Source organism: Bradyrhizobium sp. sGM-13, assembly GCF_018398875.1.
Lineage (GTDB): Bacteria > Pseudomonadota > Alphaproteobacteria > Rhizobiales > Xanthobacteraceae > Bradyrhizobium.
On sequence record NZ_JAGWDK010000033.1, the window covers coordinates 14208 to 29665 of the forward strand.

10 protein-coding genes are annotated in these 15458 nt (G+C 63.8%); 2 read left to right on the forward strand and 8 right to left on the reverse strand.

Annotation, left to right across the window (positions count from 1 at the left end; genetic code table 11):
- Positions 1-24: 24 nt before the first annotated feature.
- Entirely contained in the window at positions 25-1158 is a 1134-nt protein-coding gene (locus tag KJQ96_RS31900; protein WP_213290324.1) for a nitronate monooxygenase, read from the forward strand.
- A 166-nt stretch (positions 1159-1324) separates the two neighbouring features.
- Positions 1325-2839 carry an acetyl-CoA acetyltransferase gene (locus KJQ96_RS31905; protein WP_213290325.1) on the forward strand — a complete coding sequence of 505 codons (1515 nt, stop codon included), beginning with the start codon at positions 1325-1327 and terminating at the stop codon, positions 2837-2839.
- A gap of 173 nt (positions 2840-3012) precedes the next feature.
- Here KJQ96_RS31905 and KJQ96_RS31910 read toward each other — a convergent pair whose 3' ends face one another.
- The 8 genes from KJQ96_RS31910 to ltnD form a co-directional block, all read right to left on the reverse strand.
- Complete coding sequence (locus KJQ96_RS31910) at positions 3013-4752, reverse strand: methyl-accepting chemotaxis protein (RefSeq protein ID WP_213290326.1); 1740 nt, start codon at positions 4750-4752, stop codon at positions 3013-3015.
- A 258-nt stretch (positions 4753-5010) separates the two neighbouring features.
- Complete coding sequence (locus KJQ96_RS31915; protein WP_213290327.1) at positions 5011-6045, reverse strand: helix-turn-helix domain-containing protein; 1035 nt, start codon at positions 6043-6045, stop codon at positions 5011-5013.
- A gap of 258 nt (positions 6046-6303) precedes the next feature.
- Positions 6304-8004: a methyl-accepting chemotaxis protein gene (locus KJQ96_RS31920; RefSeq protein WP_213290328.1), complete on the reverse strand. Its 1701-nt coding sequence runs from the start codon at positions 8002-8004 to the stop codon at positions 6304-6306.
- A gap of 212 nt (positions 8005-8216) precedes the next feature.
- A complete protein-coding gene (locus KJQ96_RS31925) occupies positions 8217-10244 on the reverse strand; it encodes a methyl-accepting chemotaxis protein (RefSeq protein WP_213290365.1) in 2028 nt (675 codons plus the stop codon).
- A gap of 247 nt (positions 10245-10491) precedes the next feature.
- The gene (locus tag KJQ96_RS31930) at positions 10492-12183 is read right to left on the reverse strand and encodes a methyl-accepting chemotaxis protein (protein ID WP_213290329.1); all 1692 of its coding nucleotides are present in this window, start codon (positions 12181-12183) and stop codon (positions 10492-10494) included.
- Between the two features lie 178 nt (positions 12184-12361).
- Positions 12362-13639 (reverse strand): 3-oxo-tetronate kinase, encoded by a 1278-nt coding sequence (gene otnK / locus KJQ96_RS31935; protein WP_213290330.1) that lies wholly within the window; start codon positions 13637-13639, stop codon positions 12362-12364.
- Positions 13636-14418: a 2-oxo-tetronate isomerase gene (gene otnI, locus KJQ96_RS31940; RefSeq protein WP_213290331.1), complete on the reverse strand. Its 783-nt coding sequence runs from the start codon at positions 14416-14418 to the stop codon at positions 13636-13638. Before otnI ends, otnK begins: the two co-directional genes overlap by 4 nt.
- Before the next feature lie 26 nt (positions 14419-14444).
- The gene (gene ltnD / locus KJQ96_RS31945; RefSeq protein ID WP_213290332.1) at positions 14445-15395 is read right to left on the reverse strand and encodes an L-threonate dehydrogenase; all 951 of its coding nucleotides are present in this window, start codon (positions 15393-15395) and stop codon (positions 14445-14447) included.
- Positions 15396-15458: the final 63 nt, after the last annotated feature.

Sequence of the window (15458 nt, forward strand, 5' to 3'; positions counted from 1 at the left end):
AAATGCTGCCGCCGGGAGGTCACCATGAAATCGCCAATCTGCGACATGCTGGGAATTGAATTCCCCCTGCTCGCCTTCAGCCATTGCCGCGACGTCGTTGCCGCCGTCAGCCGCGCCGGCGGGTTTGGCGTATTGGGAGCGACCGCGCATTCGCCCGAGACGATCGAGCAGGAATTGAGATGGATCGACGATCACACCGATGGCAAGCCCTACGGGCTCGACGTGCTGATCCCTGAAAACATTTCGACCGCGGGCGAGAAGGACGTAACCTGGAAGAGCCTTGAGGCGCGGATCTCGCCGCAGCATCGCGATTTCACCCGCAACCTGCTGAAGAAATACGGCGTCGAGTTGACGACGAGCAATGTCGCCGACAACCAGCCGCAGCCGTTTGACGCGCAGCGCGCACTTGACGTGCTCGAGGTCTCGTTCCGCCATCCGATCAAGCTGATTGCGAACGCGCTCGGCGTGCCGCCGAAACAGATGATCGACATGGGCCGCAAGCATGGCGTGCCGGTGGCAGCGCTCGTTGGTTCGAAAGAGCACGCGCTGCGCCAGGTCGCTGCCGGCGTCGATATTCTGGTTGCGCAAGGCACCGAGGCCGGTGGCCATTGCGGTGAGGTTTCGACCATGGTGCTGGTGCCCGAGGTGATCAAGGCGATCAAGCCGGTCCGCGACGTGCCGGTGCTGGCCGCAGGCGGCATCATGACAGGCAGGCAGATGGCAGCCTGCATGGCGATGGGTGCGGCCGGCGCCTGGACCGGCTCGGTGTGGCTGGCGACGGTGGAATCGGAGACCACGGAAATTTTCCGCGAGAAGATGATAGCAGCATCCTCGCGCGACGCCGTCCGCTCCAGGGGCCGCACCGGCAAGCCGGCACGGCAATTGCGGTCGGTGTGGACCGATGCATGGGACCGCGGGCCGGATAGCCCCGGCGCCTTGCCGATGCCGCTGCAAAGCATCATCAGCCGCGACGCCTTCAACTCGATCGACCGCGCAGCGGCCGCCGGCAATGTGCAGGCGCGCGATCTCGTGACTTACTTTGTCGGCCAGGGCGTCGGCCTGATCGACAGCGTGAAGTCGGCCGGCGCCGTGGTGCAGGAATTCAAGGAAGATTTTGCCGACGCGGTGGAGCATATGAACATGCTGATGGAGGAGTGAGAATGACCTCCTGTAGGGTGGGCAAAGCGACTTGTCCGCCGTAGCTCAACGAGCGAAGGCGGAAGCGTGCCCACCACTCCGAGCAAGACGCTAGATGGTGGGCACGGCGCTGCGAGCCTTTGCCCACCCTACGAGACTACGAGACTAGAAAGCGAAACAAGAAAAAATGTCGAACTCCCCCCTCCCCGAAGACCGCATTCCCGTCATCGTCGGTGTCGGCGAAATCGTCGACCGGCCAAAGGACATCGCCGCCGGCCTCGAACCGCTGGCGCTGCTCGAGCAGGCGGTGCGGCGCGCGGAAGCCGATAGCGGCGCAAAACTGCTCGGTGAGCTCGGCTCGCTCGACGTCGTCAATTTCCTGAGCTGGCGCTACCGCGATCCCGAGAAGCAGCTCGCAGCAAAGCTTGGTGCTGCGCCAGCGCATTGCTACTACGGCCCGGTCGGCGGCGAGAGCCCGATCCGCTACATCCACGAAGCCGCAAAGCGCATCGCGCGCGGCGAGTGCAGCGTGGCGGTGGTCTGCGGCGCGGAAGCGCAATCGACCGCAACCAAAGCCGAGCGCGGCGGCATCGCCCTACCATGGACAGCGTTCGCCCATGACGTCGAGGAGCCGAAGCGCGGTGCGGCGTTTCAGAAGCCGATGGCGGTGAAGCTCGGGGTGTTCCGCCCCATCACCGTCTATCCGCTCTATGAATCCGCCACGTCAGCGCATTGGGGCCAGACGCCGCGCGAGGCGCTCGCCGAATCCGGCGCGCTGTGGTCGACTTATTCGAAAGTGGCGTCAGAAAATCCAAATTCGTGGCTGAAGAAGCGTTTTGCACCTGAAGAGATCATCACGCCGACGCCGGAGAACCGGCTGATCGCCTGGCCCTACACAAAACTGATGGTGGCCAATCCGACCGTCAACATGGGCGGGGCCGTCTTGCTGACCTCCCTGGCGAAAGCGCGCGCGGCCGGCATAACCGAGGAGCGGCTGGTCTATCCGATCGGCGGCGCGTCGGCGGAGGAGCCGCGCGACTACCTGGTACGCGACCAGTTTTATGAAAGCCATCCGCAGAACGCGGTGCTGAAGGCGGTGATGGACCTGGTCGAAGGCGACGGCAGGAAATTCGACGCCATCGAGCTCTATAGCTGCTTTCCTTGCGTACCCAAGATGGCGCGGCGGACGTTGCGCTTGGGCCCCGACGTGCAGCCGACGGTGACCGGCGGGCTCACTTTCTTCGGCGCGCCGCTCAACACTTATATGACGCACGCGGCTATTGCGATGGTGCGGAAGCTGCGCGAAGGCGGCAAGCTCGGCCTGCTCTACGGCCAGGGCGGCTTCGTCACCAAGCATCACGGGCTCGTGCTGTCGCGTGAAGTGCCGAAGGGACCGCTCGCCCAGGACACCAGCGTGCAGGCCGAGGCCGAGCGCAACCGCGGCCGGGTGCCGGACTTCGTCACCGAGGCCTCTGGCAAAGGCAAAGTCGAGAGTTTTACCGTGATCTACAAGGGCAAGGGCGAGGTCGAGCACGGCGTGGTGATGCTGCGCACCGAGCAGGATGCACGGGCGCTGGCGCGTGTGCCCGCTGGTGACGCAGCGACGCTCAAGCATCTGCTGAACATGGATCGGACGCCGGTGGGGTCGGTCGGCGATATCGTTGCCGCGGATCATGGCGTGCTGGAATGGCGGGTGGGATAGCTCTCGTGTCCCGGACGCGGTGCGGCGCATAGAATGTAGGGTGGGCAAAGCGAAGCGTGCCCACCATCATCGACGCGATCTGCTGATAAGATGGTGGGCACGGCGCTAAGCGCGCCTTTGCCCACCCTACGGCTTACTGCGTGCTGCGCTGCGTCCGGGGCACGGTGGGACCCTCACGCCGCCCGCACTGTATCGAGGAACTTGCCGACCTCGAGCTTGAGGCGGTTCGAGTCGGCAGAGAGCGACTGCGCCGCCGAAAGCACCTGCGCGGAAGCCGAGCCGGTCTCGCTCGCTCCGCGCTGCACGTCGGTGATGTTGGCCGAAACCTGCTGGGTGCCGTCGGCCGCCTGCTGCACGTTGCGGGAGATTTCCTGGGTCGCCGCGCCCTGCTCTTCCACCGCGGCGGCGATGGTCGAGGCGATCTCGGCCAACCGTTCGATGGTGCCGCTGATCCCCTTGATCGCGCCGACGGATTCGTGAGTAGCCCCCTGGATGCCTGATATCTGCTGGCTGATCTCGCCGGTGGCCTTGGCGGTCTGTTCGGCGAGCGCCTTCACTTCCGACGCCACCACCGCAAAGCCGCGGCCGGCTTCGCCGGCGCGCGCCGCCTCGATGGTCGCGTTGAGCGCCAGCAGGTTGGTCTGGCCTGCAATGGTGTTGATGAGTTCGACGACGTCGCCGATACGCGCTGCCGCTTTCGACAATTCGCTGACGCGATCGTTGGTGACGCGCGCCTGGTCGACGGCTTCACCCGCCATTCGCGCCGATTCCTGCACCTGACGGCTGATCTCGTTGACCGAAGACGACAGCTCCTCGGTCGCCGATGCAACCGACTGCACGTTGGTGGTCGCTTCCTCGGAAGCAGCAGCCACCGTGGTCGTCACCTGCTGCGCGCGCTCCGCCGTCGCGGTCAGCGTTTTGGCCGAAGCTTCCAATTCGGTCGAAGCCGAGGATACGGTTTCGACGATCTCGCCGACCGCCGTCTCGAAGGAATCCGCGAGGCGGACCATTTCGGCCTTGCGCTGCTGGGCGGCGATCTGGTCCTGCCTGATCTTGGCTTCCGCCTCGTCCCGGGCTTTCTGCTCGGACACGACCTTGAATTTCTCGACAGCACCGGCGACTGCGCCGAGCTCGTCCTTGCGCCCGAGGCCCGGCAGCACCACCGCGAAATTGCCGCCGGCGAGCTCGTCCATCGACACGCTCAGCGCACGCATCGGGCGGCCGATCATGAAGTAGGAGAATATGCTGGTTCCGATCAGCAGGAAGATCGTGCAGAGACTGATTGTCATCGACATCTGTTCGGCCGCCGCCATTTCGCGGGCGGCCTGGGCCCTTTCCTTCTCTACGCTCTGCTTGGCGAACTCGGCGATCTGGTTGGCAAGCTGCTCGAGTTCGGCGGCGATCGGCAGCGTGACCTCGCGCGCGATGCGGACTGCCTCCTCGTTCAGCTTCGCGATCCGGGCCGCGGCGTCGGGAGCGCCCTCTGCGGCAATCGCTTCGCCCCGCACCTTCACGATCGGCTGGGCTTCCTTGACGTAATCAGAAGCCCTCGTCTTGAGCTTCTCGATGCGTGCGCGATTCTCGGCGGCGTGCGACAGTTTCAGCATCTCCTCGGTGAGGTGACTAACCGATTTCAGCCCGGCGGCCAGATAATCACTGGCTCTTTGCAAATGCGCCGAACTGCTAGCGAGACGAATATCGCGAACGCCGGTCTGCATGCCGTTAATCGACGCCTTCGCATCCACCGCATCCCGCGCGACCACCTGCTGCGCCGACACACCAGCGTCGAGATCGCGCATTGCCGCATTTGCCCGCATTTGATTGATCACCATCGCGCCAACAAGCAGAACGCCGAGGCCCGAGGCGATGCCGAGCTTGGCGCTGATCGACAGGTTCAGGATGAAGCGGGACATGGCTTTGCGTCCTTCAGATGAAACGACCCGGGGGGAATCACAGCGCTGCCGTTGTTTCCCGCAGAGCGGGATCACGGTGAAGAAGTGCCGGGCCAATTTGGGACGAGCCGGTTCGTTGCGAACGAAGGCTCCTGCGGCGGCATAGCCACAGAGCGGCACCCATGACCGTCAGACTTTCATACGATGGTTAACCAGCGTCTAAGGCGGCACGGTCCGGGAACTGGTAGTATTACGGAAGCGCGGCGCGCTTTATCGCCATCATGACGGCTCGCTCGACTGCTTGCGCGCTGCCGACAGCGTCTGCTGCGGTGTTTCGCCAAACAACTCGCGATACAGCGCGGTGAACTCGCCCATGTGCCAGAAGCCGTTCACGAGCGCCACCGCCTTCACCGACTGCACCGACGCGCCGCGCACCAGTTGTTGTCGCACATTCCACAGCCGCCGCAGCCGCAGGTAGCGATGCATGCTCATGCCGCGAATGGCAACCACGGCGTTATGCAGCGTCCGCACCGAGACCCCGAGTTGCCGCGCCACGTCGGCGCTGTACAACGTCTTGCCGGCACTGTCGGCCACGAACTCATCGAGCTTTCGGACCAGCGCCAGATAGTGGCTCAGACTGAGGCGCTTGGCTTCGGGTGTGGGCGATGCCGCAGCCATTGCCAGATCGACCGCCTGCAGAATCGATTCTTCAACGTGCTCGATCACGTTCGGCTGTGCGAAGCTATCGGGCGAATGCGAAGCGAGCGTCAGGACATCGCGAACCGTCACCCGGAGTGCCTCGCATCTATCCGGCAGCGTCGCGATCAGTTGAGCGCTATCGGCATCGCCTGGCCAGTCGCGATCATCGATGGAAGCAAAATTCAAAAGCGCGACCAGATTGGCCCGCTGTTCCACGATCTCACACGTCGCGGTACCCTTGACCAGGAGCAAGGCCGGCGCGCGGGCTTCGACGCCGTCGATAATCAACGAAGCCGCATCGTCCATCGTGAAGCCGACGATCGCGCCGGTCGTGGAATACTGCATCTGCAGAATTCGCGGGAACGTCCGCTGCAGATGGACCGAACAGGACTTCAGCTTCAACGTGGCGAAAGCTGCGTCGAAGTCCTTGGCGTCGATCGGAATGCTCTTGGCATCGCCCAGTCCTTCGATACTCCGGAAACGATCGACGTCCAGAGACCGGTTAATCTTTACGAATTCAGATTCAACTAGTTCATCAAGCAACGACACGCGGCGGTCATCCGAGCCATCAGTAGCGATCCATGGCAGATCTTCTGGCACCAGACCTTTTGACATCAAATCGTCACGATGCCTCTGCGTCTTACCATTTTTTCCCGATTACGGAAGTTCGTTCGCCACATTTGCTCCCAGTTTCGCTCAATGCGATTGATCGGCACGCGCCGCAATCGCAATTTTGCGATCTACGGATGTCTCCCGTTCCTCTTGCAGCCGGAAGCGGGCTGCTTCCGGCAGGTTCGCGTTTCAGATTCGAAGCGTCTGCGATCGCGAAGCCGGCATGACGAGCCAGCTTCGGATCGAATGGTCAGTACGAGGTCAGGCCGCCCGCACGGAGTCGAGGAAGCGGCCGACCTCGAGCTTGAGGCGGTTCGAATCGCCCGACAACGACTGCGCCGCCGCAAGCACCTGCGCGGACGCCGATCCGGTTTCGCTCGCGCCACGCTGCACGTCGGTAATGTTGGAGGACACCTGCTGGGTGCCCATGGCCGCCTGCTGCACGTTACGCGAGATTTCCTGCGTCGCGGCGCCCTGCTCTTCCACGGCCGCGGCAATCGTCGATGAAATCTCCGACAGCTTCTCGATGGTGCCGCTGATCGCCTGGATCGCGTTCACGGATTCCTGGGTGGCGGCCTGGATGCCGGTGATCTGCTGGCCGATTTCGCCGGTGGCTTTGGCGGTCTGCTCGGCCAGTGCCTTTACCTCGGAGGCCACGACCGCGAAGCCGCGGCCAGCCTCGCCGGCGCGCGCCGCCTCGATGGTGGCGTTGAGCGCAAGCAGGTTGGTCTGGCCGGCGATGGTGTTGATCAGTTCGACGACGTCGCCGATGCGGGTTGCCGCCTTCGACAATTCGCTGACGCGGTCATTGGTCGTGCGCGCCTGCTCCACGGCGTCGTTGGCCATCCGTGCCGATTCCTGCACCTGACGGCTGATCTCGGTGACGGATGACGCCATCTCTTCGGTGGCCGAGGCCACCGACTGCACGTTGGTCGAGGCTTCCTCGGAGGCCGAGGCGACCGTTGTCGCAAGTACCTGCGCGCGTTCCGCGGTCGACGTGAGCGTACCCGCCGACACCTCCAGTTGGCTGGATGCCGACGACACGGCTTCGACGATCCGGCCGACTGCGGCCTCGAAATCGTCGGCCATCTTGCTCATATCCGCTTTGCGGCTCGCCACGGCGCGGGTCTCGGCCGCGTGCTGCTCGGCCTCCAGCGACTGGCGGGAAATGGCATTGCTCTTGAACACTTCGACGGCCTTGGCCATCTCGCCGACCTCGTCGCCGCGCCCGATGCCGGGCACCTCGACGGCAAGGTTGCCGCTGGCAAGGTCGTTCATAGCGACGGTCATGCGCTGCAAAGGCGCAGTGATGCTCCGCGCCACAAAGATCGACACCGCAAGCATGAACAGCAGGATCGCGCCGGAGACGATCAGCGAGCGCTGGGTCGACGCCCAGGTCTGCGCCGTCAGGTCGTCGATGTAGACACCGGTGCCGACGACCCAGTTCCACGGGGCGAAGCCGACCACGTAGGACAATTTCGGCTGCGGCTTGTCGAAGCCGGGCTTCGGCCATTCGTAGGGAACAAAGCCGGAGCCGTCCTTTCTGACAGTATTGACGAAATCGACGAACAACAGCTTGCCGTTGGGATCCTTGTAGGCCGAAAGATCGTTGCCATTCATCTCCGGCCTGATCGGATGCATCACCATTTTCGGATGCATGTCGTTGATCCAGTAATAGTCGTTGTTGCCGTACCTGAGCGCCCCGATCCGCGCCATCGCCCGCTTCTGGGCATCGGCGTCGGAAACGCCGCCCTTCTGCGCCGCGGCATGCTCTTCCTTGATGATGCCGAGTGCGAGATCGCCGAGGTGGCGCAGCTCGATCTGCTTCTGCTGGTTCAGGCTCGATGCCAGTTCGCGCGAATCGAGAAAGGCGATGCCGAGGACCCCGGCAAAGCTCAGGCAGATAAGGGCATAGATCTTTCGGCCAACCGTCAGCTTGGCACGGCTTATCATTTCAAACATGCTTGATCTCCCACGCGACGACGGTGGTCGTCAGCCCCACTGCGCGGAATCGTATATGTCAGGCGCTTTCTACCCGTTAATTTTGCACTCAGTAGATATACGGGGTCTGTTAACCAGACCCGCGGCCAGCGCGTCCCGCCGCTTCAGAACGGCAGAAGGCCCGCCCCTGGTGGAGGGGCGGGCCTTCTGGGTCTCTGCGGTGTGTCGGCTGCTTACGCCGCCCGCACCGAATTCAGGAACTTGCCGACCTCGAGCTTGAGGCGGTTGGAGTCCGACGACAGCGACTGGGCCGAAGAGAGCACCTGCGTCGAGGCCGATCCGGTCTCGCCGGCCCCGCGCTGCACGTCGGTGATGTTGGCGGAGACCTGCTGGGTGCCGCGGGCAGCCTGTTGCACGTTGCGGGAGATTTCCTGGGTTGCGGCACCCTGCTCTTCCACCGCGGCCGCAATGGTCGAGGATATTTCCGACAGCTTCTCGATCGTGGAGCTGATCGCCTGGATCGCACCGACGGACTCCTCCGTCGCGGCCTGAATGCCGGTGATCTGCTGGCCGATCTCGCCGGTTGCCTTCGAGGTCTGTTCCGCCAGCGCCTTCACCTCAGATGCTACGACGGCGAAGCCGCGGCCGGCGTCGCCGGCACGGGCAGCCTCGATGGTGGCGTTGAGCGCCAGCAAATTGGTCTGTTCGGCGATGGTGTTGATGAGTTCGACCACCGCGCCGATGCGGGCCGCCGCCTTCGACAATTCGCTGACCCGGTCATTGGTGGTGCGGGCCTGATCGACGGCCTCATTGGCCATCCGCGCCGATTCCTGAACCTGACGGCCGATCTCGGTGATGGACGACGCCATCTCCTCGGTGGAGGAAGCCACCGACTGCACATTGGTGGAGGCTTCCTCGGAAGCCGCCGCAACCATCGTGGTCAATTCCTGAGCACGTTCGGCAGTCGTCGTCAGCGTGCCGGCGGCGGCTTCGAGTTGGGTCGACGCCGACGACACGGTCTCGACGATATTGCCGACCGCACCTTCGAAATCGTCGGCGAGCTTGATCATCTCGGCCTTGCGCCGCTGCGCCGCGATCAGATCCTGCTGAACCTTGGCTTCGGCTTCCTCGCGCGCCTTGTGCTCCGCATTCTCGCGAATGACGGTCACCGTCTTGGCGAGATCGCCGATTTCGTCGCCACGGTCGGCGCCGGGAATCTCGACGTCGAGATTGCCGCCGGCCATCTCGCCCAGCGCACCGTTCAGCCGCGTCATCGGACGCGCGACCCCGAGGAAGGAGAATGCCACCGAGGCGATCAGCGACGCGACGACGATGATCGCCATGATCAGGTTGATGCGGTTGGCGCGCTCGGTATCGGCCATGACCTCGTCTTTGGAGGTCTTGGCATCCTTTTGCGCGGCCTCGACGGTTGCTTCCATCAGGTCGGCGACATCTGCGGCGGCCTTGACGGTGCGGTTGGCGATGATGTCGTTTTTGAGCTGCTCGGTCTTTACCGCTTCCTCATTGGCGGCCAGGAAGCGCTTGACGGCCGAGGAAAGGTTGCTGACCACGACCAGCAATTCCCGGTCATCGGCCTCGCCGCGCAGCTTATTGAACACGTCCTTCAGCGAGGCCTCGGTCTTGGCCATCTCCGTGACCAGGTTGGCATCGCCGGTGGCGCCGAGCTTCCAGGCAGCAGCCCGCAACGCGTTCACCTTTCCATCGGCCTGAAACAGCAAACGCTCGATCTCGAGGCGGTTGTCCAGCTTCGCCATGGCCGGCAACTTCAACTGGGCATCGACCGCCTTGGTCCATTCTTCCGAGATGACCGAGCGTTTGTCGATCTGCGTCAGCAGCGTGATCTGCGCCTTGGCAAGATCTTCCACGGCGGCGGTAAAGCCATCCATCAAGGTCTTGATCTTCTGCAGCCGTTCCCTGGCGTCCGGCCGCTGTGCGGTTGCCAGCGCAGCGTCCAGCTCCTTCGCCCCCCTCGCCTTGTAGCGCTGCAAATCAGCAACGGTCTTCTCGACCTCTGCGGAAGTCCTCGCCAGCCTGACATTGCCGGCGGCAAGCTGAATCTTGCGCAGGTCGATATGGGCGGAGAGCGAGTTGTCGGCCACCTGCTGCGACCGGGCGGCGCGCTCGCTGGCTTCCTCGATCCTCGATTCGGTGACCATCTGGTTGGCGACCATGCCGATCGCCAGCAGGACGCCGACCGCCCCGGCCAAGCCCAGTTTGTATCCGATACGGTTGAGCTTGATCATGTCGACGACCCCAATTTCTTCTGAATCAGTTTTCCGGATGCGGAATTTACGACGCCAAGGAACCGGCAACCTTCGCGGGCGAATCCCGAAAGATGCGGCGCAGCGTAGCGGGGACCGGTTAATTTCCGCTTGCGCGAAATTACGGGCGTCCAGTCAGGTTGTAGACACTCCACCTTCGCGCCGAACGCGAAAAGGCCCGGCGCGCTTCCGCGAGCCGGGCCCTTCGTCGACGGTCGGCCGGTTGTCAGGCTGCCCGGACCGACTCCAGAAACTTGCCGACCTCGAGACTGAGGCGCTGGCTATCGCCGGAGAGCGACTGCGCCGCCGACAGCACCTGCGAGGAGGCCGCACCGGTCTCGCTGGCGCCGCGCTGCACATCGGTGATGTTGGTGGAGACCTGATGGGTGCCGCGGGCGGCCTGCTGCACGTTGCGGGAGATTTCCTGGGTCGCGGCGCCCTGCTCCTCCACGGCGGCCGCAATCGCCGAGGAGATCTCCGCTAGCCGTTCGATGGTGCCGCTGATCGCCTGGATCGCGTTCACGGAATCCTGGGTAGCGCCCTGGATGCCGGCAATTTGCTGGCTGATCTCGCCGGTGGCTTTTGCCGTCTGTTCGGCCAGCGCCTTGACCTCCGACGCCACGACCGCAAAGCCGCGGCCGGCCTCACCGGCGCGCGCCGCCTCGATGGTGGCGTTGAGCGCCAGCAGGTTGGTCTGGCCGGCGATGGTGTTGATGAGTTCGACGACATCGCCGATCCGGCCCGCCGCCCTGGACAATTCGCTGACCCGGTCGTTGGTGACGCGGGCCTGACCAACTGCATCGGTTGCCATCCGCGCCGATGCCTGCACCTGGCGGCCGATCTCGGTGACCGAGGAAGAAAGCTCTTCGGTCGCCGAGGCTACCGACTGCACGTTGGCGGAGGCTTCGCCGGAAGCCGAGGCGACGGCCGAAGTCAGCGTCTGCGAGCGCTCGGCGGTCGCCGACAGCGTGCCGGCCGACGCTTCGAGCTGCGTCGAAGCCGAGGAAACCGTCTGCACGATCTCGCCGATCAGGCTTTCGAAGTTGCGGGTGATGCCGTCAACCCGCCGGCCGCGCTCGATCTTGGCTTCGGCGGCGGCGGCAGCAGCCTCGTCCGCGGCTTTCTTCGCAATCAGCGCTTCCTTGAATACTTGCAAGGTATCGGCCATCGCGCCGATTTCGGTTTTCTCGCCCTGATGCGGCACCTCCGCACTCAGATCGCCCTTACCCAGCGCCTGCATCGGCGTGACGATCGAGGCAATGCCGCTCGAGACGTCGCGAACCAGATAGGCGCTGATGCCGATGCCGATCATGACGGCGGCGCCGAGAATTAGGGTCAGCATCATGAGAGCGGCGGTGTAACTGTCGGCCGCCTCTCTTGCCGCCTTGTCCGCGCCGGCATTGTTCAGATCGATGCTCTTCTTCAGGACGGCGTCGGCATCGAGGCTGATCTTGTTGATGGTCGTGGTATTCAGGTCGTGCGCTTCGGTCGGGATGGTCCCAGCCGCCTTGCGCGACAGCTCCATGACCTCCTGGGTGCCCTTCCGGTATTTATCCCACAGCCTCGACCATTCGGCATACAGCGCACGTTCCTCCGCCGAGGTGATCAGCGGTTCGTACGCCGTGCGGATCTTGGTGTTGCTATCGATGACGGTGGCGAGCGTTTTCTCCATCGAGAGCTTCTCTTCCAACGTCTCGGACAGCATGTGCTCGCGGATCACGTTGCGGTAGGTGATGGTGCCGGCGCGCAGGTCGCCCAGCACGCGGATACTCGGCATCCAGTTGGTCGCGATATCGACCGTGTTGGCGTTGATGGCGCGCATGTTCTTCACCGCGAGCAGACCCATGCCCGCCATCGCGACGAGCAGGAAGGCGACCACGGTTATGATCTTGGTACGGATCGAGTAGCGGGCGAGCATGGGTGGAATCTCTTGATTTTGGGCGCGCGGGACGCCGTCTGGGAAAAGGCCCGGAATTTGGAAGGAAGGATGCCTGGCGGATATCAAACCCGACGCTTCCTCAGGTTGAGTTAATTCGCGTCCGTACAAATACCTACGCGACAGTTCTCACCAGGAAATGAATGTCGGCTTGAGGCGGTCAGCGCATCAGCTTCAAGGCATCGGAGAAAAATTCCGGCCCGCCGAAATTGCCCGATTTCAGTGCGAGCAGCATCTCGCCGTCCTCGGCGCCGACCGCACGCAAAACCGGCACGCCTGCAGCGATTTCTTCGCCAACAAGAAATCCCGGAATCCTCAGCCGATCCACGACGGCGCCCGAAGTTTCACCACCGGCGACCACCAATCGCCGCACGCCTGATCGCACCAGGCCTTCGGCGATATCGGCCATCGCCTGCTCGATGGCATGTCCCGCTGCATCGCGGCCATGCCGAGATTGCAGAGCTGCCACCTGGTCCGGAGTCGAACTGCTGGCGATCAGGATTGGACCATCGCTGATTCGGTCGCTCGCCCAGGCTAGCGCCCGGCGCGCCTCCGCCGGTCCCGCGATGATCTGCTCGGGATCGAGATGCAGCACGGCCATGGTCTTTTCGGCATTGGCAATCTGCGCCAACGTCGCCTGCGAGCAGCTCCCCGCAAGGCAAGCCGCCGGTCCGCCGATCGGCGCGCCGGAGACTGCGCCCGCGGAAGCCGCTTTGACCTTGCCGGAGGCGACCAGCGCCCGGGCCAAGCCGAGTCCGATGCCGGATGCGCCGACGGACAGGCGGTGATCCAGTACGACGGCGCCGATGGTTTCCACATCGCGGTCAAAGACCGCATCGATGATGGCCGCGCCGATACCCTTTCCCGCCAGCTCCGCAAGGCGTCCGCGAACCGCCTCCGCGCCGCGCGTGAGGGTCGCGAGATCGACCAGTCCGACCTGGGTCCGGCTCTGGCGCGCCAGCACCCGCACCAGATTGGAATCATGCATCGGATTGAGCGGATGATCCTTCAAGGAGCTTTCGTTCAGCGGCACGGAGCCCACGAATAGGTTGCCCTGATAGACGGTGCGGCCGGTTTCCGGAAAAGCCGGCGTCACCAGCACGATCGCCTCGCCGCAGTCGGCGCGTAGCGCGTCCATCACCGGGCCGATATTGCCGGCATCGGTTGAATCGAAGGTCGAGCAGATCTTGAACAGCACATGACCGGCGCCGCGGCCGCGCAGCCATTTTTCGGCTGCGCGCGAACGCTCGACTGCGACGCCGGCCTCGATCGAGCGGCTCTTGAGCGAGATCACGACCGCATCGACCTCCGGCAGCGCCAGATCGTCCGGCGGCACGCCGATGGTCTGCACCGTGCGCAGGCCCTGACGGGTCAGCGTGTTGGCGAGATCGGAAGCGCCGGTGTAGTCGTCGGCGATGCAGCCTAGAGACAGTTTCACGGTTTTGCTCCGGCATAGGGCTTGAACCAGCCAAGGCCATCGGTGGTCTTGCCGCGCGGGTTGTATTCGCAGCCGACGAAGCCGCCATAGCCGAGCCGATCGAGCTCGGTGAACAGGAACGGATAGTTCAGCTCTTCGCCGTCGGGCTCATTGCGTGAGGGAATGCTGGCGATCTGGACATGGCCGATGATGGGCATCATCTCGCGCAGCCGCATGGTGACGTCGCCGTGAATGATCTGGCAGTGATAGATGTCGAACTGCAGCTTCAGGTTCGCAATCTTCAGCTCGGTAATCAGGTCGCGTGCGAAGCCGAAATCGTTGAGGAAGTATCCCGGCACGTTGCGCGGATTGATCGGCTCGATCACCACATCCAGCCCATGGGGCGCGTAGAACTCGGCTGCCCATGCCACCGACTTGTAGAATTGTTCGACGGCCTTCGTGCTGCTGCGATCGGCGATTCCCGCCATCAGATGCAGCCGCTTGACGCCGGTCGCCTTCGCGTAAGGCAACGCCGTCTCCAGGCTTCGCTTGAGATCGTCAAAGCGCTGCGGCAGCGCGGCAAAGCCTTTTTCGCCGGCGTCCCAATTGCCCGGTGGCAGATTGAACAGCGCCTGCGTCAGGCCGTTCTTTTTAAGCCGCTCGCCGACAGTCTCTGCCGGATGGTCGTAGGGAAACAGGAATTCGACCGCGGTGAAGCCCGCTCTTGCCGCCGCATCGAAGCGGTCGAGGAACGGGACCTCGGTGAACATCATGGAGAGATTGGCGGCAAAGCGCGGCATCTACGGTCCCCTTCTTGATCTTGCTCTTACTTCGGCTCGCCCGGCAGATGCGTGCCGGTGACCTTGGCGTACATGCGCGCGACCGAGGCATCATCATCGCGGCCCATGCCGGCGGCTGACGTCATCAGGAACATCTGCAATGCCGCAGCCGAAACCGGCACCGGGAATTTCGCCGAGCGTGCCATGTCCTGAATAATGCCGAGATCCTTGACGAAGATATCGACCGCGCTGCGCGGCGCGTAATCGCCGTCGAGCACGTGCGGCATGCGGTTCTCGAACATCCAGGAATTGCCGGCAGACGCCGTGATCACCTCGTAGACTTTTCGGATGTCGAGGCCCTGCTTGGCGGCGAAAGCAATCGCTTCCGAGGCGGCGGCGATATGCACACCGGCGAGCAACTGGTTGATCATCTTGAACGCGGCGCCTTGGCCGGCGGCGTCGCCGAGCTCGTAGAGCTTTGCCGCCATCGCGTCGAGCGCCGGACGCGCTTTGGCAAACGCGGCCGGACTGCCGGATGCGAGGATGGTGAGTTCGCCCTGCGCCGCGCGCTGTGCGCCGCCGGAAATCGGCGCGTCGAGGTAGTGCCGGCCGGTTTCTTCCAACTGTTTGGCGAGACGCCGCGCGACATCGGGATCCATGGTGGCGGAGGAAATGAATACCGCGCCTTTCGCCAGCGTTTCAGCAACGCCGTTAGGGCCAAACAAGATGGTCTCGGTTTGCGCGGCGTTGACGACGACGCTGACGACAATGTCGGCCGATTTCGCCGCGTCCGCCGGCGTCGCCGCGCCCTTGCCGCCATCGGCGACGAACCGTTTGACGGTGTCAGCCGAGACGTCGCATCCGGTGACCTCTAGCCCCGCGCGGCGCAGCGAGGTCGCCATGCCATAGCCCATCGAGCCCAGCCCGATGACGGCGACGCGCGGTTTGGCGGATTCTGGCATGCGGCGGTTCCTCGATGGTTTCTGTTCAGCGGCCATTCGGCCGGCGGCTTGGCCTTGCGTATCACGGCTTGGCCGCGCTGCCAAAGCGTGAGACAAGGC